Source organism: Streptomyces sp. NPDC058525 (assembly GCF_042719495.1).
Taxonomy (GTDB): Bacteria; Actinomycetota; Actinomycetes; order Streptomycetales; family Streptomycetaceae; genus Streptomyces.
In genome coordinates, this window is record NZ_JBHXNP010000001.1 from 25,151 (window position 1) to 47,256 (window position 22,106).

Sequence of the window (22,106 nt, forward strand, 5' to 3'; positions counted from 1 at the left end):
CGCAGATCGACGCGGCCGCTCCTCCGGCGCACACGCTGGTCCGGAGTACGGGCTGCGCTGTGCCAGAAAGGGCGCTTCGTGGCCGATTCCGGCGACTCCAACGAGAAGAATTACGACGCCAGTGCCATCCAGGTCCTCGAGGGCCTGGATGCGGTCCGCAAGCGGCCGGGTATGTACATCGGCTCGACCGGTGAGCGTGGCCTGCACCACCTCGTGCAGGAGGTCGTGGACAACTCCGTCGACGAGGCCATGGCCGGGCATGCCGACACGATCGACGTGACGATCCTCGCCGACGGCGGTGTGCGCGTGGTCGACAACGGCCGGGGCATCCCGGTCGGCATCGTGCCGTCCGAGGGCAAGCCGGCCGTCGAGGTCGTCCTCACGGTGCTGCACGCGGGCGGCAAGTTCGGCGGCGGCGGCTACGCCGTCTCCGGCGGTCTGCACGGTGTCGGCGTGTCCGTCGTGAACGCCCTGTCGACCAAGGTCGCGGTCGAGGTCAAGACGGACGGCCACCGCTGGACCCAGGACTACAAGCTGGGCGTCCCGACGGCCCCGCTGGCCAAGAACGAGGAGACCGACGAGCACGGCACGTCGGTGACGTTCTGGGCCGACCCCGACGTCTTCGAGACGACCGACTACTCCTTCGAGACGCTCTCGCGGCGCTTCCAGGAGATGGCCTTCCTGAACAAGGGCCTGACCCTGACGCTGACGGACGAGCGCGAGTCGGCGAAGGCGACCTTGGGCGCGGACTCCGCCGAGGAGTCGGACGACGCCCAGGCGCGCACGGTGAAGTACCACTACGAGGGCGGCATCGTCGACTTCGTGAAGTACCTCAACTCGCGCAAGGGCGAGCTGATCCACCCGACCGTCATCGACGTCGAGGCCGAGGACAAGGAGCGGATGCTCTCGGTCGAGATCGCGATGCAGTGGAACTCGCAGTACACGGAGGGTGTCTACTCCTTCGCGAACACGATCCACACGCACGAGGGCGGTACGCACGAGGAGGGCTTCCGTGCGGCGCTGACGGGTCTGGTCAACCGGTACGCGCGGGACAAGAAGCTGCTGCGCGAGAAGGACGACAACCTCGCCGGCGAGGACATCCGCGAGGGTCTGACGGCGATCATCTCGGTGAAGCTGGGCGAGCCGCAGTTCGAGGGCCAGACGAAGACCAAGCTGGGCAACACGGAGGCGAAGACCTTCGTGCAGAAGGTCGTGCACGAGCACCTGAACGACTGGTTCGACCGGAACCCGGTCGAGGCCGCGGACATCATCCGCAAGTCGATCCAGGCCGCCACGGCCCGCGTCGCGGCCCGCAAGGCCCGTGACCTGACCCGTCGCAAGGGTCTGCTGGAGAGCGCCTCGCTGCCGGGCAAGCTGTCCGACTGCCAGTCGAACGACCCGACGAAGTGCGAGATCTTCATCGTCGAGGGTGACTCCGCCGGCGGCTCGGCGAAGTCCGGCCGCAACCCGATGTACCAGGCCATCCTGCCGATCCGCGGCAAGATCCTGAACGTCGAGAAGGCCCGTATCGACAAGATCCTCCAGAACACCGAGGTCCAGGCGCTGATCAGTGCCTTCGGCACCGGTGTGCACGAGGACTTCGACATCGAGAAGCTCCGCTATCACAAGATCATCTTGATGGCGGACGCCGACGTCGACGGCCAGCACATCAACACCCTGCTGCTGACCTTCCTGTTCCGCTTCATGCGGCCGCTGGTCGAGGCAGGTCACGTGTACCTGTCCCGCCCGCCGCTGTACAAGATCAAGTGGGGTCGCGACGACTTCGAGTACGCGTACTCGGACCGTGAGCGCGACGCCCTGGTCGAGCTCGGCAAGCAGAACGGCAAGCGGATCAAGGACGACTCGGTCCAGCGCTTCAAGGGTCTGGGCGAGATGAACGCCGAGGAACTGCGCGTCACCACCATGGACGTGGACCACCGCGTGCTCGGCCAGGTCACCCTGGACGACGCGGCGCAGGCCGACGACCTGTTCTCGGTGCTGATGGGTGAGGACGTCGAGGCCCGGCGCTCCTTCATCCAGCGCAACGCCAAGGACGTTCGCTTCCTCGACATCTGAGTCGGCTCAGCTGACCGCCTGAAAGGACTTCTGACCAGCAATGGCCGACGAAACCACCCCCACTGCCGAGAATCCGGCGGAGGACCAGCCCGTGCTGCGCATCGAGCCCGTCGGGCTCGAGACGGAGATGCAGCGCTCCTACCTCGACTACGCGATGTCCGTCATCGTCTCGCGTGCGCTGCCCGACGTGCGCGACGGCCTCAAGCCGGTCCACCGCCGTGTGCTGTACGCGATGTACGACGGCGGCTACCGGCCCGAGAAGGGCTTCTACAAGTGCGCCCGCGTCGTCGGCGACGTCATGGGCACCTACCACCCGCACGGTGACTCCTCGATCTACGACGCCCTGGTCCGCCTGGCCCAGCCGTGGTCGATGCGCATGCCGCTGGTGGACAGCAACGGCAACTTCGGCTCCCCGGGCAACGACCCGGCGGCCGCGATGCGCTACACCGAGTGCAAGCTGATGCCGCTGGCCATGGAGATGCTCCGGGACATCGACGAGGAGACCGTCGACTTCACGGACAACTACGACGGCCGCAACCAGGAGCCGACGGTCTTGCCGGCGCGCTTCCCGAACCTGCTGGTCAACGGCAGCGCCGGTATCGCGGTCGGCATGGCGACGAACATCCCGCCGCACAACCTGCGCGAGGTCGCGGCGGGCGCGCAGTGGGCGCTGGAGCACCCGGAGGCCACGCACGAGGAGCTGCTCGACGCGCTCCTGGAGCGGATCAAGGGACCTGACTTCCCGTCGGGCGCCCTGGTCGTGGGCCGCAAGGGCATCGAGGAGGCGTACCGGACCGGTCGCGGCTCCATCACGATGCGCGCGGTGGTCGAGGTCGAGGAGATCCAGAACCGCCAGTGCCTGGTGGTCACGGAGCTTCCGTACCAGACCAACCCCGACAACCTCGCGCAGAAGATCGCCGACCTGGTCAAGGACGGGAAGATCGGCGGCATCGCCGACGTCCGTGACGAGACCTCGTCGCGGACCGGCCAGCGCCTGGTGATCGTGCTGAAGCGCGACGCCGTCGCCAAGGTCGTGCTGAACAACCTGTACAAGCACACCGACCTGCAGACGAACTTCGGCGCGAACATGCTGGCGCTGGTGGACGGCGTGCCGCGCACGCTGTCGATCGACGCCTTCATCCGCCACTGGGTGCAGCACCAGATCGAGGTCATCGTCCGGCGCACGCGCTTCCGCCTGCGCAAGGCGGAGGAGCGCGCCCACATCCTGCGCGGCCTGCTCAAGGCGCTGGACGCGATCGACGAGGTCATCGCGCTGATCCGGCGCAGCAACACCGTCGAGATCGCGCGCGAGGGCCTGATGGGCCTCCTGGAGATCGACGAGATCCAGGCGAACGCGATCCTGGAGATGCAGCTGCGCCGCCTGGCGGCCCTGGAGCGGCAGAAGATCGTCGCCGAGCACGACGAGCTCCAGGCCAAGATCAACGAGTACAACGCGATCCTGGCCTCGCCGGAGAAGCAGCGCTCGATCGTCAGCGAGGAGCTGGCGGCGATCGTCGAGAAGTACGGCGACGACCGGCGTTCCAAGCTGGTGCCCTTCGACGGTGACATGTCCATCGAGGACCTGATCGCCGAAGAGGACATCGTCGTCACGATCACGCACGGCGGCTACGTCAAGCGCACCAAGACCGAGGACTACCGCTCGCAGAAGCGCGGCGGCAAGGGCGTGCGCGGCACGAAGCTGAAGCAGGACGACCTGGTCGACCACTTCTTCGTCTCCACCACGCACCACTGGCTGCTGTTCTTCACGAACAAGGGCCGGGTCTACCGGTCCAAGGCGTACGAGCTTCCGGACGCCGGCCGGGACGCGCGCGGGCAGCACGTGGCGAACCTGATGGCCTTCCAGCCGGACGAGAAGATCGCGCAGATCCTCGCCATCCGCGACTACGAGGCGGCGCCCTACCTGATCCTGGCCACCAAGGGCGGCCTGGTGAAGAAGACGGCGCTGAAGGACTACGACTCGCCCCGTTCGGGAGGTGTCATCGCGATCAACCTCCGGGAGACCGGCGTCGACGGCGCCGACGGCACTGCCGACGAGCTGATCGGCGCCGAGCTGGTGTCCGCCGAGGACGACCTGCTGCTGATCAGCAAGAAGGCGCAGTCGATCCGCTTCACGGCGACCGACGACGCGCTGCGCCCGATGGGCCGCGCCACCTCGGGCGTGAAGGGCATGAGTTTCCGCGAGGGTGACGAACTGCTCTCGATGAGCGTTGTGAGGCCGGGTACCTTCGTCTTCACCGCGACCGACGGCGGCTACGCCAAGCGGACGCCGGTCGACGAGTACCGCGTCCAGGGTCGCGGCGGTCTGGGCATCAAGGCCGCCAAGATCGTGGAGGACCGCGGGTCGCTCGTCGGGGCGCTCGTGGTGGACGAAACGGACGAGATTCTCGCCATCACGCTCGGCGGTGGTGTGATTCGTACGCGCGTCAACGAAGTCAGGGAGACCGGCCGTGACACCATGGGCGTCCAGCTGATCAACCTGGGCAAGCGCGATGCCGTGGTGGGCATCGCCCGTAACGCCGAGGCCGGTCAGGAAGCTGACGAGGTCGACGGTGACGAGACCGAGACCGAGGCAGCCGAAGGACAGGCCGCCGAGGCCGCCGAGGGCACGCAGCCCTCGGCCGGGGAGCACGAGGAGTAAGTCGTGAGTGGAGCCACGGGCGCCGGACCGGCCAAGACTGGAGAGAACGGTGCCCGTGGCCCTGCCGCGGACTCCCAGGGGGGGACTGTGACGGATACCCGAGAACCGCAGCCGCAGGCCGGCGCGGCCCCCGCGCAGCCGTACCACCCGCCGCAGGCCTACTCGGCGCCCTCGGGCCCGGGTGCGCCGCGGGGCGGCGGGGCGGGCACGGCGCAGCGCAAGCCGCGCACGGTGGCCCGGATGGCGCCCAGGACGCGCAAGGCGCGGCTGCGGGTGGCCAAGGCCGACCCGTGGTCGGTGATGAAGGTCAGCTTCCTGCTGTCGATCGCGCTGGGCATCTGCACGGTCGTGGCGGCGGCCGTGCTGTGGATGGTCATGGACGCGATGGGCGTCTTCTCGACCGTCGGCGGCACGATCAGCGAGGCGACCGGCTCGAACGAGAGCAACGGCTTCGACCTCCAGTCGTTCCTGTCGCTGCCGCGCGTTCTGATCTTCACGTCGGTCATCGCCGTGATCGACGTGGTGCTGGCGACGGCTCTGGCGACGCTGGGCGCGTTCATCTACAACCTGTCGGCGGGCTTCGTCGGCGGTGTGGAGCTCACGCTCGCCGAAGACGAGTGACCTGCGCAGACGCTGCTCAGGAACCGATTTTGGACCTCCCGGGTCTGTGCGCTAACCTTCAGGAGTCAGCGCGCAGCGCGGATGGGGCTATAGCTCAGTTGGTTAGAGCGCATCCCTGATAAGGATGAGGCCACAGGTTCAAATCCTGTTAGCCCCACAGTGTCGAAGACCCCCAGGCCCAAGGCCCGGGGGTCTTCTTCGTATGGGCAGTTGGCCGGATCCCAGATAACCGATCGGTATCGGTCGGTGTGTATTGTTGGCTGCCAGAAGTCCCCTACGTCAACGAAAGACGAGGTCGCGCGGTGAAGAAGCTGCTCCTGGTCGCACTGGCCGCCATCGGCGGGCTCCTCGTGTACCGCCAGATCCAGGCGGACCGCGCCGAGCAGGACCTGTGGACGGAGGCAACCGACTCCGTGCCCTCTGGTTCCGGTGTGTGAGACCCAAGGCTGATCTCATGAAGCCCCGGCTGCCGCTGCGGCCGGGGCTTTGTGCTGTTCTGTGACGAAAAGTTACGTTATGCAAAGATTTGGCTTGCGCTAGCAAACTCGGGGTGGGCGTGATGGGGCGGGTACGGACGAGAGTGCGCACGGGGGCCGTGGCGGGGGCGGCGGCCCTGGCCGTGGCGGCGGGCCTGCCCGGGGCGGCCCGCGCGGAGGGGACGGCGCCGCAGCCGGTCCCGACCTACCGTGCGGCGGACGGCGCGAAGGCGGTGGCGGGCAAGCCCTCCACGGCGGACGCCCCGCTCCTGGAGGCGGGCAGCGTCTACCAGGACGAGATATCCCCCGGAGAGCGCGTCTACCGGCTGGTCCTGGAGAAGGACCGGTCGAACGTCTACGTCTCCGCCGTGGTCCGGCCCGGCCCGGGTGCCAAGGTCACGGGCAGCGACGGCATCGAGGTGGAGCTCATGACCACCGCCGGCCGGTCCTGCCCGGGCAGCACCGGCCGGGCGAGCTTCGGCTACGACCCGGTGCCCATCAGCGCCGCCGGCGTCCGCTGGGGCGCCGAGGACGCCGACTGCGCGCCGGGCGGCGTCTACTACGTCAAGGTCACCCGGACCTCCGCCAAGGGCTCCGACCAGAGCCCCTGGCCGGTGGAGCTGAAGGTGCAGCGCGAGCCGGGCCGGGGCGCGGGGGTGCCGACCACGGCCCCCAGCAGCTGGGCCTCGGGCGCCCCGACCCTGCCGGGCACCGAGGCGGTGGCCCGCACCGGCGGGACCGGCTTCAACGACGCCCGCGCCCTGGGCTCCGGGGTGTGGCGCGACGAACTGCGGCCCGGGCAGACCCGCTTCTACCGGGTGCCGCTGGACTGGGGACAGCAGCTGGGCCTCAGCGCCGAACTGGCCGCCGCCAAGCTGACCAAGCAGTACGGCGGCTCGGTCTCCAACGGGCTCACCGTCTCGCTCTACAGCCCCTACCGGGCCTGGTCGCCTACGACGATGCCTCCTACGACGGCAAGCAGGCCGGGGTCACGCTGGAGAAGACCCCGCCGGTCGCCTACGAGAACCGCTTCTCGAGCGACAAGGACGTCCAGTCCGCGGGGATCGCCGGCTGGTACTACATCGCCGTCACCATGGGCGGGAAGGTCGCCGACTTCACCGAGGACGCGACGCCCGTGCCGCTGACCCTGCGCACGGACGTCGGCGGCACCCCGGCGAAGGCGCCGGCCTACACGCAGAGCCTGGCCGCGGGCGGGTTCGGGATCGGCCCCGAGGACCGGGCCGCCGCCGCGGAGGGGCTGACGGCCCCCGAGGCCGCCGAGGCCGCCAGGAACGGCTCGGTGATGCGCGTGGTGGCCGGAGCCGGGTTCGGCACCGGGACCCTGCTGCTGCTCGTGCTGGGCGGCTGGATCCTGCTCGCCCGGCGGGGCCGGGGAGCCGCTACAGCCGGGTGAGAGCCCACACCCCGACGGCGAAGCAGAGCAGCGCGGCCGCGAGGAGCCCGGCCTTCACCCCGGCCGGGGGCGGGGCGATCGTGCCGCCGGTCCGCGCGGGCGTCTCGGGCCGGGCCCGGGGCGCCGGCGGCGCGAGGTGGAAGCTCCCGGTCTCCGGGGGCCCGTACGCGGCCACGGGGGCGGCCGCGGGCGCGGCGGTCGGGGAGGTCTGGCCGGTGCCGCGCGGATCGGGATGACGGGCGGCGTGCGCCACCGTGGCCGGGGACGCGTAGGGGGTCGCGTACGGGGAGGTCTGAGGGGGCCCGTACGGGGACGGCGTCGCAGACGGGGGCGTGTCCGGGAGTGCGTGCGGGGTGGGGGCCGGGTGCGGGGTCGCGGGCGCGGTTCCGGCCGGGGCCGTGGGGGCGGCCGGGGCCGTGGCGGCCGTCGGCGGCTCCGTGCCTCCCGGCCCGTCCGGCTGCGCGGCCGGCGGCCCCTGGGGGCCGAAACCGGCCGGGAGGGGGCCGAGTTGGTCGAACACCTCCACCGGGCCCTCGTCCGGTGCGGGCGGGGCGAGCAGCTCGACGGCCTCGGCAAGGGCCTTGCGCGCCCCTGTGGCGGTCTTGAACCGGCTGTGCGGGTCCGGTTGCAGAAGACCGGCGATGACGTCCCACAGCGGCGCGGGAACGCCTTCCGGTGCGCCGGGGGTGCCGTGCGCCACGAAGTGCTCCACCAGGGCCCGGGAGTCGGGCTTGCGCCCCTGGAGCAGGTAGAGGGCGACCAGCCCGACGGCGAAGAGGTCGGCGGGGAAGTCCGGCTCGGCACCCAGCAGTTGTTCGGGGGCGAAGTAACCCGGCGTGCCGACCACGTAGTCGGTCTCGGTCAGCCTGGGCTCGCCCTTGCGCATCGAGATGCCGAAGTCGGACAGCCGCAGGTGCGGCCGCCCGGTTCCGGTGGCCTCCATCAGGATGTTGGCCGGTTTGATGTCGCGGTGGACGACGCCCTCCGCGTGCACCGCGGCCAGCCCCGACAGGAGCTGGTCGAGCAGCGTGCACACGAACCGGGGCGGGAGGGGGCCGTAGTCCCCGATCACGTGGGCGAGGGAGCCGCCGCTGACCAGGTCCATGGTGAACAGGACCTTGTCGTCGTCGGCCGCCCAGCTCGCGGGGGCCAGTACGTGCGGGTGGTCGATCCGAAGGGCCTGCTCCCGTACGAACCTCAGGAGCGTGTGGGCGTCGCTCTGGAGGAGCACCTTCGCCGCGACGTACCGGCGGCGCCGGTGGTCCCAGGCGCGCCACACGGCGCCGGCGCCACCGCGCCCGATCGGATCGACCAACTCGTACCGACCGGCGAAGACCTCACCCATCGCTGTGCACGTCCCCCGTCACCCGTAGTCGCCCTGGCCCGCCTTCGTGCGCGTCAGTTCTGGTGGGCCTCGTAATGGGCCACCGCGTCCGCGGTGCGGCCCGCGCCGTACACCCGGAGGAACTCTGCCAGTTCCGGGTGGCTGGCGGCGAGCGTGTCCGCCGCGTCGATGATGTCCCCCGCCGCGGAGACCGAGCGCAGCAGCGACTGGATCTCGCGGACGACGCGCTTGACGGTGGGCGCGCCCGAACTGATCTGGGTCTGGCTGCTGTTGCTGAGGACCGAGCCTCCCTGGGTCTTCTTGATCTCGTCCATCCGGTCGGTGGCCTCCGCCGCACTGACGCTCCCGTCGGCCACCTGGCCGGCGAGGTCCTGGAGGGCCTGGACGCGCTGCACCACGGCAGGGTTACCGATCTTGGCGCGCTGGCCGCTCATCAGCTGGGACAGCATGGGCGCCGACAGTCCGAGGACGGCAGCGAGGCGAGCCTGGTTGAGGCCGAGGTCATCTATGAGCCGGCGGAAGAGCGCTCCCAAGGGCTCCCCGTACCAACTGCGCTGAAGCTCTCTGGCTCTGGCCGTGGCCTCTTGCTGTACTGCGTCCACTCTTCCTACTCCCCTTCGCTGGTGCGAACCTCGCGAGCATCTTACGGAGCGTGGTCGCAGGGCGGGAGTCCCTATCATTTTGCGGGATGAGGGGGTACACCCGGTACTCTGTTCTGCGGAACACCCGCTCCCCGCAAGGGGACAGGCGCGTCCGTATCCATGGGGCCTTAGCTCAGTTGGTAGAGCGCTGCCTTTGCAAGGCAGATGTCAGGAGTTCGAATCTCCTAGGCTCCACAAGCGAGACCCCCCTTGACCTGCGAAATCGCGGGTCGAGGGGGGTCTTTTCGCGTCCGGGGAGCGTCCGCGGAGCGTGCTGGGCCTGAGGTCCGGCGGCGTGCGGAGCGGTCGGCTAGAGGTCGATCCAGTAGCGGCGCTTGGGGCCGATCAAGGTCTCGCGGACGTCTTCGAGGACGCCGCCGCCCCGCTCGATCGTGCGCACCGAGGCGGTGTTGCCGGGGTCGCAGGTCAGCAGGACCCGGTCCATCCCCATCACCCGCGCCTCGTGGAGCACCGATTCCAGTGCCCGTGCGGCCAGCCCGCGCCCCCGCGCCGAAGGTCGCACGCTGTAGCTGATGTGGCCGCCGGCATCGAGGAGGAACGCGTTCAGGTGGTGGCGCAGGTCTATCGCGCCCAGGTAGGTGTCGCCGTCGGCGATCCACCAGTGCGTCGCGTGCACCCGGCCCTGCTCGACCGGCAGCGTACGGTCCGCACGGCGGTGCAGCCTGTCCACCCACGCGGCGAAGCCCTCGGGGCTGTCCACGTCGTCGTCCGAGTCGAGGCCGGCCCCGTCCATGTGGGCCTCGTCGCCCCACTCCTCGCGGGCGGCGAGCCAGGAGGAGTGCAGTCGGGGGGTGGGCGGGATCAGCTCGGACATGCTCGGACGCTATCAGCCGGGTCGGCGCCGGCCGGTGGGCCGGACATCAGCGGGCGGACGATGTTTCACGTGAAACACGGGTCCGCAGGAGCGTCGCCGTGAGGGTGATCGCGGCCAGCAGGAGGGCGGCGCCCAGGGCGAAGGCCAGGTGGTATCCGCTGGTGAGGGCCTCGGCCGGGGTGCTTCCGGACCGTTCCGCGGACTCCGTGCGGGAGGCCGCGAGGGTGGAGAGGACGGCGACGCCGAGGGCCATGCCGATCTGCGCGGTGGTGTTGAAGAGCCCCGAGGCCAGTCCCGCGTCGCGCTCGCCGGCACCGGACATGCCCAGCGTGGTGAGGGCCGGCAGGGCCAGTCCGAAGCCCGCGGCCAGCAGCATCACCGGCAGCAGGTCGGTGACGTAGTCGGCGTGCACGGGCAGCCGGGTCAGCAGCCCCAGGGCCACGAGGAGCAGGGCGAGGCCGGCGAGCAGGACGTTGCGCTCCCCGAAGCGGGCGGCCAGCCGGGCCGAGACGCCGAGGGAGACCGCGCCGATCACCAGGGCCGCGGGCAGCATGGCCAGGCCGGTGGCGGCGGCTCCGTAGCCCAGGACCTTCTGGAGGTAGAGGGCGACCAGGATCTGGAAGGAGAACAGCGCGGCCACCATCAGCATCTGGACCAGGTTCGCGCCGACCACGGTCCGCGAGCGGAAGATCCGCAGCGGCATCAGCGGGGTACGGGCCTTCGCCTGGCGCAGGGCGAACGCGGCGAGCAGGGCCAGGGAGAGCGTGCCGAGGCCGAGGGTGTGCGCGGCCGCCCAGCCGTACCGCTCCACCTCGACGACGGCGTAGATGCCGGTCATCAGCCCGCCGGTGACGAGGAGGGCGCCGAGTACGTCGGCACCGGAGCGCAGCCCCAGACCCCGGTCGGCGGGGAGCGCGGGCAGGGCCAGGAGCAGGGCGGCCAGTCCGATGGGCAGGTTGATGAAGAAGATCCAGTGCCAGTCGAGGGCGTCGGTGAGGACACCGCCGAGCACCTGGCCGAGGGAGGCGCCGGCCGCGCCGGTGAAGGAGAACACCGCGATCGCCCTGGCGCGCTCGCGGGGCTCGGTGAACAGGGTGATCAGGATGCCGAGGCCGACGGCGGAGGCCATCGCGCTGCCGACGCCCTGGAGGAAGCGGGCGGCTATCAGCACCGCCGGGGAGGCGGCGAGGCCGGCGAGCACCGAGGCGCCGGTGAAGACGGCGGTGCCGGCCAGGAACACGCGCTTGCGGCCGAGCAGGTCACCGAGCCGTCCGGCGAGCAGCAGCAGGCTGCCGAAGGCGATCAGGTAGGCGTTCACGACCCAGCTGAGGCCCGCGGGGGAGAAGCCGAGGTCGTTCTGGATGGCGGGCATGGCCACGGTCACGATGCTGCCGTCGAGGATCGTCATCAGCATGGCCGTCGAGAGCACGGTGAGCGCGCTCCAGCGGGAGCGCAGGCCGCGCGGGGCGGCCGCGGCGGGCGTCCGGGCGGTCGGCGGGCCGGGCTGCGGGCCGGTCGTCGGGGAGGGCGCGGAGGCGGACGGTGAGGCGGAGGGGGAGGGAGAAGTAGCGGAAGGAGAAGTGGCGGAGGGAGAAGTGGCGGCAGGCATCGGTCTCTCCAGTCAGTGAGGGCGACTGATGTGACCGTAGCAGATAGTTTTGTTGCAGACTATTTTCTTCGGATCGAATTGTTAGGCTGGAGTCATGACTGCCATGGCGCCCGCCCGGACCGAGCCCGACCTCTCCTTCCTCCTGGACCACACCAGCCATGTCCTGCGCACGCGTATGGCGGCGGCCCTCGGCGAGATCGGCCTCACCCCCCGGATGCACTGCGTCCTCGTCCACGCCCTGGAGGAGGAGCGGACCCAGGTCCAGCTCGCCGAGATCGGCGACATGGACAAGACGACGATGGTCGTCACCGTGGACGCCCTGGAGAAGGCGGGGCTGGCCGAGCGCCGTCCGTCCGCCAAGGACCGCCGGGCGCGGATCATTGCCGTCACCGAGCAGGGCGCGGCCGTCGCCGTGGACAGCCGGCGGATCGTGGACCAGGTGCACGCCGACGCCCTGGCCTCCCTCGCCGACGCGGACCGCACCGCCCTGCTGCGGGTTCTCGGCCTCCTCGTCGAAGGCGACCTGGCCACCCCCTCCGACAGCCCCCGCCCGGCCCGCCGCGCCCGCCAGTGACGGCCGGGACGCCGTCCCGGGCGCCCGGGACGGCGTCCCCCGGATGGCCCCGTCACAGGGCCGCCCGGAGCCCCGTGTCCGACAGTGGGGGAAGGAGCGGCGCCCCGAGGCGCCGCCCAGGGGGAAACACCACGCCGGAGGCGTACGCACATGGGACTCTTCGACTTCCTGAAGTCCGACAAGAAGAAGGCACACGAGGCCGCCGAGAAGGCGAAGGAGCAGGTCCAGCAGCAGGCCCCGGCCGCGGCGCCCGCGACGAGCCAGGCCGCCGACGCCGCGTCGGCGACCCGGGCGGCCGCCGAGCGGATGGCCGCGGCCGCGCCGCCCAAGCCCAAGCCCGCCCCCGCGACCCCGACCCCCGCATCGGCCGCCCACAAGGCCGTGCCCGCGCCCCCCAAGCCCGCCCCGATGCCCAAGCCCGGAGCGGCCCCGGCGGCACGCGGCGCCGCGCACACCCCGACGCCGGGCTCCGCGGCGCACAAGGCCGTTCCGGCCGCGCCCAAGCCGGCGCCCGCCGCCAAGAAGCGCACCTACACGGTCCGGCCCGGCGACTCGCTCTCCGCGATCGCCCGCCGCGAGCTCGGCAACGAGGCCCGCTGGCGCGAGCTCTACGCCATGAACCGCGCAGTCGTCGGCTCCAACCCCGACCTCATCCGCCCGGGCATGGTGCTGACGCTCCCCAACTGACCCGGGACGAACGGCGAAGAATCAGCGAAGAACGGCGAAGAACGGCGAGGGGCCCGGATCCATCAAAGGATCCGGGCCCCTCGCCGCACTCACACGAGCTTCGCCGGTCAGAGCTGCTTGTCGTCGGCCGACGAGCCCGCCTCCCGCTCCTTGGCCGCCAGCTCGTCGTCGAAGCTCGCCGGCTCCGCATCGCGCGCCGGCACCTCCGTGGCCGCCGGCGGCTCGACCAGCCAGTCCGGGTTCGACTGCTGGTCCCACCACTTCCAGGCGGCGAAGGCGACGCCCGCGAGGAGACCGACCACGGCCACCCCGCGCAGCGCACGGCCGCAGCGCGCCCGCCGCTCGTGGCGCCGGGCGAGCCGCTGGATCTCCTGCGGCGTCACCTGGCCGCGCAGCGCCGCGAAGGCCGCCACCGACCGCGAGGCGGCCTCCTCGGCCACCGGCGTGGCGGCCGCGATCGCGTTCTCGATCCGGGGCTGCGTGTAGTCGGCCGCCTGCCGCGCGGCCTTGCGCGTCTGCTTCACCGCCTGCGTGGCGGCCCGGTCCACATTCGGCGGCACATGCGCACGCGCCGCCCGCATCCGCGGATGCAGGTGGGTGTCGTACGTGGTCCGCGCCTGGCGCGCGGCCTCGTTGGCGGCGTACGAAACCTTCGGCGCGAGGATCTGGTTGGCCTCATGGGCGTAGTGCGCCATGGCGTCTTTGGCGGTCCCTGCGTACGGTGCCACCACTTCCGACGCGTGCCGCACGGTTTCCCTGGCGCTTTCCGCTGCCGCGAGCACGCTGTCCTTGCGGGTCACAGGATTCCTCCTTCTCGGTGGCGGACACAGTTCACCTTTCCACCCTTTGTCGGATCATGCCTGGCATGACACCGCCGGGCATGCGTGACAGGGCATACGGGTGGAGCATTTCCGTCCCCTGCTTCCCTCCGTGGGAGGATCTCAACCGACAGTGATGACTAAGGAAGGCAGATCTGTGGCCGAGAAGCTCTACGCCACCCTGAAGACCAGCCACGGCGACATCAAGATCGAGCTGCTGCCGAACTTCGCTCCGAAGACCGTACGGAACTTCACCGAGCTCGCCACCGGCGCCCGTGAGTGGACCCGGCCCACCGACGGCCAGAAGACCACGGACCCGCTGTACGACGGCACCGTCTTCCACCGCGTCATCAGCGGCTTCATGATCCAGGGCGGTGACCCGCTGGGCAACGGCACCGGCGGCCCGGGCTACCAGTTCGCCGACGAGTTCCACCCCGACCTGGCCTTCACCAAGCCCTACCTGCTGGCCATGGCCAACGCCGGCCCGGGCACCAACGGCTCGCAGTTCTTCATCACCGTCGCGCCCACCGCCTGGCTGACCCGCAAGCACACCATCTTCGGCGAGGTCGCCGACAAGGCCAGCCAGACGGTCGTGGACAAGATCGCCTCGCTCCCCACCAACGCGCGCACCGAGCGGCCGCTGGACGACGTGATCATCAAGTCCGTCGTCATCGAGAAGTACTGACGCGAGGCCCGGGCGCCGTGCGCCGGGAACCTTTCCGCCCCGCCCGTCCGTCCTGGATACATACCGGACCGGCGGGGCGTCCCCCTGCCCCGCCGCCGATCGAGGGGACCGATGGACACCGAACGTCTGCCGGGCTGCTACCGCCACCCGGACCGCGACACGGGAATCAGCTGCACCCGCTGTGAGCGCCCCATCTGCCCCGAGTGCATGGTCAGTGCCTCGGTGGGCTTCCAGTGCCCCGAATGCGTCCGCTCGGGCTCCGGCACCGGCCACCGGCCGACCGCGAACGCGCCGCGCACCCTCGCGGGCGGGGTGGTCGCCGCCGACCCCCAGCTGGTCACCAAGATCCTGATCGGCATCAACGCCGCCGTGTTCCTCGTGATGCTGGCGGCCCCGGCGGTCGTGGTGCGGCTGGAGCTGCTCGGCCAGTACGTGGAGTACCTGGGCGGCCCCGTCGAGGGAGTCTCCACCGGCGAGTACTACCGCCTGCTGACCTCGGTGTTCCTGCACGTCGAGTGGTGGCACATCATCGGCAACATGATCGGCCTGTGGGTGATCGGCGGCCCGCTGGAAGCGGCGCTCGGCCGCTCCCGCTATCTCGCCGTCTACCTGCTCTCTGGGCTCGGCGGAAGCGCCCTCGTCTATCTGCTGACCGCGCCGAACACCCCGACCCTCGGCGCGTCCGGGGCCGTCTTCGGCCTGCTCGGCGCCACCGTCGTCCTCGCGCGCCGGCTGCGCTACGAGATGCGGCCGGTGATCGTGATGGTCGTGCTGATGCTGTTCCTGACCTTCGTACCGCTCGGCGGCAGCCTCAACGTGTCCTGGCAGGCACATGTGGGCGGTCTGGTCACCGGCGCCCTGGTGGGCCTGGGCATGCTCCAGCCCGCCGCCGGCAGGAACCGCACACTCGTCCAGGCGGGTACCTGTGTGGTGGTGTTCCTGCTGGTGGCGGCGGTGATCCTGCTCCGGACCGCGGAACTCACCTGATCACACCGGCGTCAACTCTCCACAGAGTTATCCACAGATCTTCTGTCTTTTCCTCAGGTGTGGATGACGCTGTGGATAACTCATGGGGAGAGCTTTTATCGCGGAAGGTTTAGTGCTACTTCCACTGCGTCGAGACGCCGAATCCCGCCGCGATGAAGCCGAAACCGACCACAATGTTCCAATTGCCCAGTGCTTCGATCGGCAGCTGGGTCTCGGTCACGTAGAAGACGACGATCCACGCGAGACCGATCAGGAAGAGCGCCAGCATCACCGGGGCGACCCAGCTGCGGTTGGTCAGCCTGATGGACTGCGGCTGCCGCGTGGACGGCGGCGTGTAGTCGTCCTTCTTGCGGATACGTGACTTCGGCACGAGGGGCTCTCCTGTCGATGCGCTGGGGACCTTGCCTGCCCCGGGCGTCCGTTAGCGTAGTGGACCTGTGGCGTTGAAGGAGAAGGGTACGTTGAGCAATTCCGACGACTCCTCCGCGGGTCCCCGTCGCCGGGCCAGGCCGGTCCGGCTGCTGACGGCCGCCGTCTTCGCCCTGGCCGGGCTTCTCTTCGTCACCAGTTTCAACACCTCCAAGGGTACGAACATCCGGACCGACGCGTCGCTCCTGAAACTGTCCGACCTCATCGAGGAACGCAGTCAGAGCAACGCGGAGCTCGAGCAGAGCCTGGGACCGGTGCGCCGCCGGGTCGACGCGCTCGCCGACCGCGACGACGGCAGCACCAAGGCCGAGGACGCCAAGCTGGCCGCCCTGCGCGCGGCCTCGGGCACCGAGGAACTGTCCGGCAAGGGCCTGACCGTCACCCTCAACGACGCCCCGCCCAACGCCACCGCCCGCATCCCCAACGTCCCCGAGCCGCAGCCCAACGACCTGGTGATCCACCAGCAGGACCTCCAGGCCGTGGTGAACGCCCTCTGGCAGGGCGGGGCCCAGGGCATCCAGGTCATGGACCAGCGGCTCATCTCCACCAGCGCGGTCCGCTGCGTCGGCAACACCCTGATCCTCCAGGGCCGGGTCTACTCGCCGCCGTACAAGATCTCGGCGGTCGGCGACCCGGGCGCGTTGCGCAAGGCCCTCGCCGCCTCCCCCGCCCTGCAGAACTACCAGCTGTACGTGAACGCCTACGGGCTGGGCTGGAAAGTGGACGAGCACAAGGCGCTGACACTTCCCGGCTACTCCGGCACAGTGGACCTCCACTATGCGAAGCCGGTGGAGGCCTCGTCCTGAGGCATTGCGGCCCGACGTCGTACTGCGCCTGGTGGTACGGACGTTCAGCGAGGTGTGCCTGACGGCCGGCACCCTCATCGTGCTCTTCGTCGCCTACGTCCTGCTGTGGACCGGGGTCAAGGCCGACCGGGCCATGGACGGCGAGATGGCCCGGCTGCGCGACGACTGGGCGGCGGCCGGCGCGCCCGCGGCGCAGTCCGCCCCGGCCCGGGACCCGGCAGCGCCCACCGGGCCCGCCGAACCGGTCCGCTACCCCGCCGGCCAGGCCTTCGCCGAGATGTACATCCCGCGCTTCGGGAAGGACTGGAACAAGCCCGTCCTGGAGGGCACCGGCACCGAGCTGCTGAAGAAGGGCCTGGGCCACTACCGCGGCACCGCCGCGCTCGGCGCCACCGGGAACTTCTCGGTCGCGGGCCACCGGCGCACGTACGGGGACCCCTTCAAGGACTTCCCCGAGCTGCGCCCCGGCGACGCCGTGATCCTCAAGGACGCGACCACCTGGTACACGTACACGGTGCGCGGCGGGCCGCTGCGGACCGTGCCCACCGACATCGGGGTGGTGGAGCCGGTGCCCCGCAAGTCGCCGTTCACCGTGCCCGGCCGGTACCTGACGCTGACGACCTGCGATCCCGAGTGGGGCCACAGCCACCGGCTGGTCGTCTGGGCGGAGCTGACCGGCACGCGCGTCGTGGGGCAGGGCAGGCCGGAGGGATTGCCGAGCTGACCCACCCGGCCGGGCCGCTGCCTTTAGTCTGTTGGCGTACCGCCTCCCGCGGTGCGTGGAACGAATGTGGACGAAAAGGAAACAGGCGGCATGTACGGCTGGATCTGGCGGCATCTGCCGGGAAACGCGTGGGTACGCGCGCTGATCTCACTCGTACTGGTCCTCGCGGTGGTGTTCGTGCTGTTCCAGTACGTGTTCCCGTGGGCCGAGCCCCTCCTGCCGTTCAACGATGTGACCGTGGACGAGGGATCGGGAGCCACTCCGTGAGCGCGCGCATTCTGGTTGTGGACAACTACGACAGCTTTGTCTTCAACCTGGTCCAGTACCTCTACCAGCTCGGCGCCGAATGCGAGGTGCTGCGCAACGACGAGGTGGAGCTCTCGCACGCGCAGGACGGCTTCGACGGCGTACTGCTCTCCCCCGGGCCCGGCACGCCGGAGGAGGCTGGGGTCTGCGTCGACATGGTCCGGCACTGCGCCGCGACGGGCGTCCCCGTCTTCGGGGTGTGCCTCGGCATGCAGTCGATGGCGGTCGCGTACGGCGGGGTCGTGGGCCGGGCGCCCGAGCTGCTGCACGGCAAGACCTCGCCCGTGGTCCACACGGGACTGGGCGTCTTCGAGGGCCTGCCCTCACCCTTCACCGCGACTCGCTACCACTCCCTGGCCGCCGAGCCCCAGACCCTGCCCGGGGTGCTGGAGGTCACGGCGCGCACGGAGGACGGGATCATCATGGGCCTGCGCCACCGGGAGCACGACGTCGAGGGTGTGCAGTTCCACCCCGAGTCGGTGCTGACCGAGTGGGGCCACCGGATGCTCGCGAACTGGCTGGTGCGGTGCGGCGACGCGGGCGCCGTGGAGCGGTCGGTGGGGCTGGCCCCGGTGGTGGGCAAGGCCGTCGCGTGACCGCGCTCGCGCCGTCCGCGCCCACAGGGGGCCGGGCCGCGCGGCGCAGGGCGGCACAGGAGGCCGCGAAACGGGCCGCCAGGACGTCCAGGAGGCGGGGCGGGCGGCGGCGCAGGCGGCCGGCGTCGGGCGGCCCGCTGGTCGTGGCGAGCCGGCTGGGCGGGGAACTGTTCATCACGGCCGGCCTGGTGATGCTGCTGTTCGTCGCCTACCAGCTCTGGTACACGAACATCGTCGCGGAGCGGGCGGCGGACGGCGCCGCGGGCACGCTCGAGCAGACGTGGCAGCGGGACGCGGGCACGGATCCGGGCGGAGCGGCGGCGCCGCCCGTGACGGCGTTCGAGCCCGGCCAGGGCTTCGCCATCCTGCACATCCCCAAGCTGGACGTGAAGGTTCCGGTGGCGGAGGGGATCAGCAAGCCGAAGGTGCTGGACCGGGGGATGGTCGGGCACTACGGCGAGGGCGCGCTGAAGACGGCGATGCCCGCGGACAAGCAGGGCAACTTCGCGGTGGCGGGCCACCGCAACACCCACGGGGAGCCCTTCCGCTACATCAACCGGCTGGTGCCGGGGGATCCCGTCGTGGTCGAGACCCGGGACGCGTACTACACGTACGAGATGACCTCGGCGCTGGCGCAGACGCCGCCGACGAACGTGGCGGTGATCAAACCGGTGCCGGAGGGCTCGGGCTTCACCGAACCCGGCCGGTACATCACGCTGACGACCTGCACCCCGGAGTTCACCAGCACCTACCGGATGATCGTATGGGGCAGGATGACCGATGAACGCCCCCGCGGCGAGGGCCCTCCGCCCGCGCTGACCAGTTAAGGACGAATCAGCAGTGTCTCGTGCCCGCCGCCGCGCCGCGGCACCGCCCGCCCCCGCCGGCAGCCGCAGTGTGCTCGCCGGGTTCCTGAGCCTGCTGGGCGAGCTCCTGATCACGGTGGGGCTGGTGCTCGGCCTGTTCGTGGCGTACTCGCTGTGGTGGACGAACGTGCTCGCGGACCGCCAGGCGTCGGCGCGCGGAGACCAGGTCCGCCAGCAGTGGCTGACGCCGGGCGCCGAGTCGAAGCCCGCGGAGCCGGGTGCGCTGGACACCAGGGACGGCGTCGGCTTCCTGCACGTGCCGGCGATGAAGAACGGCGAGGTGCTGGTCAAGCGGGGCACGGACCCGGAGACCCTGAACGACGGGGTCGCGGGCTACTACACGGAGCCGGTGAAGTCGGCGCTGCCGTGGGACGAGAAGGGCAACTTCTCGCTGGCCGCGCACCGGGACGGCCACGGCGCGAAGTTCCACAACATCGACAAGCTGAACAACGGCGACGCGATCGTGTTCGAGACCAAGGACACCTGGTACGTGTACAAGGTCTTCGCCGAGCTGCGCCAGACGTCGAAGTACAACGTGGACGTGATCAGCCCGGTCCCGAAGGAGTCGGGCAAGACGGCCCCGGGCCGCTACATCACGCTGACCACCTGCACCCCGGTGTACACGTCGAAGTACCGCTACATCGTGTGGGGCGAGCTGGTCCGGACGGAGAAGGTGGACGCGCAGCGCACCCCGCCGGCCGAGCTGCGCTGACCCGGAGCCGCACTCCCCCGCTCCGGGCCCCCACAGGGCCCTGTGGGCGACGACGGCCGAGCCGCGAGCAGCGGTGGCCAAGGCTTCGCGGGCGGGGGCGCAGACGGCCGCACACGGCCCGCGATCGAAACGGGTCCGGCCCCTCTCCCACGGGAGAGGGGCCGGACCCGTTTCAGCGTGCCGGTGGGCGTCAGCGGCCGAGGCCTCCGAAGAAGCCGCCGCCGCCGTTACCGCCGCCGCCGTTGTTGTTGCCGCCGTTCTGCTGGCCGCCCTGCGTCACCACGTTGACCACCGAGCCCGGGGCGACCTGGCTGCCGGCCGACGGCTGCGAGAGCCTCACGACGGCGTTCTCGTCCTGCGGGCCCGAGATGACGGCGAGGCTCAGGCCCTTGCCGGCCAGCTCCGCCCTGGCCTCGGCCACCGTCCTGCCCGCCAGGTTCGGTACCTGGACCTGCTGCGGCGCGGCCTTGGCGATGGTGATGTTGACCGTCTTGCCGACCTCGAGCTGCGCCCCGGCCTGCGGACTCTGGCCGGTGACCGTCTTCGGCGCGGCCCCGGGGAAGTCCATCTCGGTCACGCTGCCGAGCTTGAGGTTGACGGCCTCGAGGGCCTTCGCGGCGTCTTCCTTGGTCTTGCCCTTGAGATCCGGGATGACCGCCTTGGACTGCTCCTTGGCGACCGTCAGCGTGACGACGGAGTTCGCCTCCGCCTCGGTGCCCGCCGCAGGGTTCTGCTCCAGGACGGTCCCGGCCGGCCGTGCGGACTCCTCGAGCTTGCGGTCGACCTGGAAGCCCTTGTCCTTCAAGGCCTTCTCGGCGTCCTCGTACGTGAGGTTGCGGACGCTGGGGACCGGCGCCTTGGGCGCGCCCGTGGAGATGGTCACCGTGACGGTGGAGTCCCGCGCGACCTTGGTGTCGGGCGCCGGGTCCTGCTTGCAGACGTTGCCCTTGGGCTGGTCCGCGCAGGGCTCCTCGGCTCCCTTGACCACCTTGAGGCCGACGTTCGCACCGCTCTTCTGCGCCGCCTCTAGGGTGGAGCCGATGAGCTTGGGCACGTTGGGGCGGTTGTCGGCCCCGCCGCTGGTGAGGGCGCGGCCGATGAGGATCGCGCCGACCAGGACGAGGACGCCGGCCGCGACGAGCAGGATCGTGGACGCCTTGCTCTTCTTCTGGCGGCGGTGCGGCCCCTGGTCGTAGCCGCCGTGGCCCTGGTCGCCGTACCCGTAGCCGCCGTCGCCCGGGGGCATCGGCGGCATCATCGAGGTCTGGCCGGCGTCGGCGGTGCGCAGGGCGGTGGTGGGCTGGTCGTAGCCCTGGTGCCCGTAGCCGTGGCTCTGGTCGTGCGGGTAGCCGTAGCCGGCCGCGCCCATGGCGGCGGTGGCGGCGACGGGCTGGCCGTCGAGGCAGGCCTCGATGTCGGCGCGCATCTCGTCCGCGGACTGGTAGCGGTAGTCGGGGTCCTTGACCAGGGCCTTGAGGACGATCGCGTCCATCTCGGGCGTGATCTCGGGGTCGAAGTTCGACGGCGGCTGCGGCTCTTCCCGTACGTGCTGGTAGGCGACGGCCACCGGGGAGTCGCCGACGAACGGGGGCCGCACGCTGAGGAGCTCGTAGAGCAGGCAGCCCGCGGAGTAGAGGTCGGAGCGTGCGTCGACCTGCTCGCCCTTGGCCTGCTCCGGGGAGAGGTACTGGGCGGTGCCGATGACGGCGGCCGTCTGCGTCATGGTCATGCCGGAGTCGCCCATGGCGCGGGCGATGCCGAAGTCCATGACCTTGACCTGGCCGGTGCGGGTCAGCATCACGTTGGCGGGCTTGATGTCGCGGTGCACGATGCCGGCGCGGTGCGAGTACTCGAGGGCCTGGAGGATGCCGATGGTCATTTCCAGGGTGCGCTCGGGCAGCAGCTTGCGCCCGGAGTGCAGCAGTTCGCGCAGGGTGGATCCGTCGACGTACTCCATCACGATGTACGGGATGGAGATGTTGTCGACGTAGTCCTCGCCGGTGTCGTAGACGGCGACGATCGCCGGGTGGTTCAGCGACGCGGCCGACTGGGCCTCGCGCCGGAACCGGGCCTGGAAGGACGGGTCGCGGGCGAGATCGGCGCGCAGGGTCTTGACGGCGACGGTACGGCCGAGCCGGGTGTCGTGGGCGAGGTAGACCTCGGCCATGCCACCGCGGCCGAGCACGTGGCTCAGCTCGTACCGGCCGCCGAGGCGACGCGGCTCTTCCATAACGTTGCAG

At 70.7% G+C, this 22,106-nt stretch carries 23 protein-coding genes and 2 tRNA genes; 18 read left to right on the forward strand and 7 right to left on the reverse strand.

Annotated elements, in window-relative coordinates; translation table 11 throughout:
* The first annotated feature begins 57 nt into the window (after positions 1-57).
* The 7 genes from gyrB to ACFWP3_RS00145 all read left to right on the forward strand — a co-directional run bounded on the left by gyrB (position 58) and on the right by ACFWP3_RS00145 (position 7,246).
* Positions 58-2,076 (forward strand): DNA topoisomerase (ATP-hydrolyzing) subunit B, encoded by a 2,019-nt coding sequence (gene gyrB, locus ACFWP3_RS00115; protein ID WP_384215328.1) that lies wholly within the window; start codon positions 58-60, stop codon positions 2,074-2,076.
* A gap of 40 nt (positions 2,077-2,116) precedes the next feature.
* Positions 2,117-4,735 (forward strand): DNA gyrase subunit A, encoded by a 2,619-nt coding sequence (gene gyrA, locus ACFWP3_RS00120; protein ID WP_384215130.1) that lies wholly within the window; start codon positions 2,117-2,119, stop codon positions 4,733-4,735.
* Between the two features lie 87 nt (positions 4,736-4,822).
* Positions 4,823-5,356 (forward strand): DUF3566 domain-containing protein, encoded by a 534-nt coding sequence (locus ACFWP3_RS00125; RefSeq protein ID WP_384215131.1) that lies wholly within the window; start codon positions 4,823-4,825, stop codon positions 5,354-5,356.
* An 83-nt stretch (positions 5,357-5,439) separates the two neighbouring features.
* Positions 5,440-5,513: transfer RNA gene (locus ACFWP3_RS00130), tRNA-Ile, on the forward strand.
* A gap of 145 nt (positions 5,514-5,658) precedes the next feature.
* Positions 5,659-5,793: a DLW-39 family protein gene (locus tag ACFWP3_RS00135; RefSeq protein ID WP_208809277.1), complete on the forward strand. Its 135-nt coding sequence runs from the start codon at positions 5,659-5,661 to the stop codon at positions 5,791-5,793.
* A 122-nt stretch (positions 5,794-5,915) separates the two neighbouring features.
* On the forward strand, positions 5,916-6,977 hold the full coding sequence (locus ACFWP3_RS00140; protein WP_384215132.1) for a hypothetical protein: 1,062 nt from the start codon (positions 5,916-5,918) through the stop codon (positions 6,975-6,977).
* Positions 6,926-7,246, forward strand: a complete 321-nt coding sequence (locus tag ACFWP3_RS00145) for a hypothetical protein (RefSeq protein ID WP_384215133.1) — start codon at positions 6,926-6,928, stop codon at positions 7,244-7,246. The genes ACFWP3_RS00140 and ACFWP3_RS00145 overlap by 52 nt, the downstream gene beginning before the upstream one ends.
* Here ACFWP3_RS00145 and ACFWP3_RS00150 read toward each other — a convergent pair.
* Together ACFWP3_RS00150 and ACFWP3_RS00155 are read right to left on the reverse strand one after the other, a co-directional pair.
* On the reverse strand, positions 7,233-8,591 hold the full coding sequence (locus ACFWP3_RS00150; protein WP_384215134.1) for a serine/threonine-protein kinase: 1,359 nt from the start codon (positions 8,589-8,591) through the stop codon (positions 7,233-7,235). The genes ACFWP3_RS00145 and ACFWP3_RS00150 overlap by 14 nt on opposite strands.
* 53 nt (positions 8,592-8,644) lie before the next feature.
* On the reverse strand, positions 8,645-9,193 hold the full coding sequence (locus ACFWP3_RS00155; protein ID WP_384215135.1) for a helix-turn-helix domain-containing protein: 549 nt from the start codon (positions 9,191-9,193) through the stop codon (positions 8,645-8,647).
* A 161-nt stretch (positions 9,194-9,354) separates the two neighbouring features.
* Here ACFWP3_RS00155 and ACFWP3_RS00160 point away from each other — a divergent pair.
* Positions 9,355-9,427, forward strand: a tRNA-Ala gene (locus ACFWP3_RS00160).
* 115 nt (positions 9,428-9,542) lie between these two features.
* On the opposite strand, the gene ACFWP3_RS00165 is transcribed toward ACFWP3_RS00160, so the two are convergent.
* Positions 9,543-10,067, reverse strand: coding sequence for a GNAT family N-acetyltransferase (locus tag ACFWP3_RS00165; RefSeq protein ID WP_384215136.1), 525 nt, complete (start codon positions 10,065-10,067; stop codon positions 9,543-9,545).
* Between the two features lie 46 nt (positions 10,068-10,113).
* On the reverse strand, positions 10,114-11,481 hold the full coding sequence (locus ACFWP3_RS00170) for an MFS transporter (RefSeq protein ID WP_384215329.1): 1,368 nt from the start codon (positions 11,479-11,481) through the stop codon (positions 10,114-10,116).
* Between the two features lie 289 nt (positions 11,482-11,770).
* Here ACFWP3_RS00170 and ACFWP3_RS00175 point away from each other — a divergent pair, with 289 nt between their 5' ends.
* On the forward strand, positions 11,771-12,250 hold the full coding sequence (locus ACFWP3_RS00175; RefSeq protein WP_384215137.1) for a MarR family winged helix-turn-helix transcriptional regulator: 480 nt from the start codon (positions 11,771-11,773) through the stop codon (positions 12,248-12,250).
* Positions 12,251-12,400: 150 nt separating this feature from the next.
* Positions 12,401-12,937 (forward strand): LysM peptidoglycan-binding domain-containing protein, encoded by a 537-nt coding sequence (locus ACFWP3_RS00180; RefSeq protein ID WP_384215138.1) that lies wholly within the window; start codon positions 12,401-12,403, stop codon positions 12,935-12,937.
* A gap of 107 nt (positions 12,938-13,044) precedes the next feature.
* Here ACFWP3_RS00180 and ACFWP3_RS00185 read toward each other — a convergent pair whose 3' ends face one another.
* Positions 13,045-13,737: a DUF5324 family protein gene (locus tag ACFWP3_RS00185; RefSeq protein ID WP_384215139.1), complete on the reverse strand. Its 693-nt coding sequence runs from the start codon at positions 13,735-13,737 to the stop codon at positions 13,045-13,047.
* Positions 13,738-13,912: 175 nt separating this feature from the next.
* Here ACFWP3_RS00185 and ACFWP3_RS00190 point away from each other — a divergent pair, with 175 nt between their 5' ends.
* Positions 13,913-14,440 (forward strand): peptidylprolyl isomerase, encoded by a 528-nt coding sequence (locus ACFWP3_RS00190; protein ID WP_384215140.1) that lies wholly within the window; start codon positions 13,913-13,915, stop codon positions 14,438-14,440.
* Between the two features lie 111 nt (positions 14,441-14,551).
* Positions 14,552-15,427, forward strand: a complete 876-nt coding sequence (locus ACFWP3_RS00195; RefSeq protein ID WP_384215141.1) for a rhomboid family intramembrane serine protease — start codon at positions 14,552-14,554, stop codon at positions 15,425-15,427.
* A 115-nt stretch (positions 15,428-15,542) separates the two neighbouring features.
* On the opposite strand, the gene crgA is transcribed toward ACFWP3_RS00195, so the two are convergent.
* Positions 15,543-15,797 (reverse strand): cell division protein CrgA, encoded by a 255-nt coding sequence (gene crgA / locus ACFWP3_RS00200; RefSeq protein WP_384215142.1) that lies wholly within the window; start codon positions 15,795-15,797, stop codon positions 15,543-15,545.
* 91 nt (positions 15,798-15,888) lie between these two features.
* On the opposite strand from crgA, the gene ACFWP3_RS00205 reads away from it, so the two are divergent.
* The 6 genes from ACFWP3_RS00205 (at position 15,889) to ACFWP3_RS00230 (ending at position 19,866) form a co-directional block, all read left to right on the forward strand.
* Positions 15,889-16,662 carry a DUF881 domain-containing protein gene (locus tag ACFWP3_RS00205; protein WP_384215143.1) on the forward strand — a complete coding sequence of 258 codons (774 nt, stop codon included), beginning with the start codon at positions 15,889-15,891 and terminating at the stop codon, positions 16,660-16,662.
* Between the two features lie 4 nt (positions 16,663-16,666).
* Entirely contained in the window at positions 16,667-17,386 is a 720-nt protein-coding gene (locus ACFWP3_RS00210) for a class E sortase (protein WP_384215144.1), read from the forward strand.
* A 90-nt stretch (positions 17,387-17,476) separates the two neighbouring features.
* The gene (locus tag ACFWP3_RS00215) at positions 17,477-17,653 is read left to right on the forward strand and encodes a hypothetical protein (RefSeq protein WP_030011120.1); all 177 of its coding nucleotides are present in this window, start codon (positions 17,477-17,479) and stop codon (positions 17,651-17,653) included.
* Positions 17,650-18,288 (forward strand): aminodeoxychorismate/anthranilate synthase component II, encoded by a 639-nt coding sequence (locus ACFWP3_RS00220; protein WP_384215145.1) that lies wholly within the window; start codon positions 17,650-17,652, stop codon positions 18,286-18,288. Before ACFWP3_RS00215 ends, ACFWP3_RS00220 begins: the two co-directional genes overlap by 4 nt.
* A 143-nt stretch (positions 18,289-18,431) precedes the next feature.
* Positions 18,432-19,115: a class E sortase gene (locus ACFWP3_RS00225; RefSeq protein ID WP_384215146.1), complete on the forward strand. Its 684-nt coding sequence runs from the start codon at positions 18,432-18,434 to the stop codon at positions 19,113-19,115.
* A gap of 13 nt (positions 19,116-19,128) precedes the next feature.
* A complete protein-coding gene (locus ACFWP3_RS00230) occupies positions 19,129-19,866 on the forward strand; it encodes a class E sortase (protein ID WP_384215147.1) in 738 nt (245 codons plus the stop codon).
* A 190-nt stretch (positions 19,867-20,056) separates the two neighbouring features.
* On the opposite strand, the gene pknB is transcribed toward ACFWP3_RS00230, so the two are convergent.
* Positions 20,057-22,096: a Stk1 family PASTA domain-containing Ser/Thr kinase gene (gene pknB, locus ACFWP3_RS00235; protein ID WP_384215148.1), complete on the reverse strand. Its 2,040-nt coding sequence runs from the start codon at positions 22,094-22,096 to the stop codon at positions 20,057-20,059.
* Between the last annotated feature and the right edge of the window lie 10 nt (positions 22,097-22,106).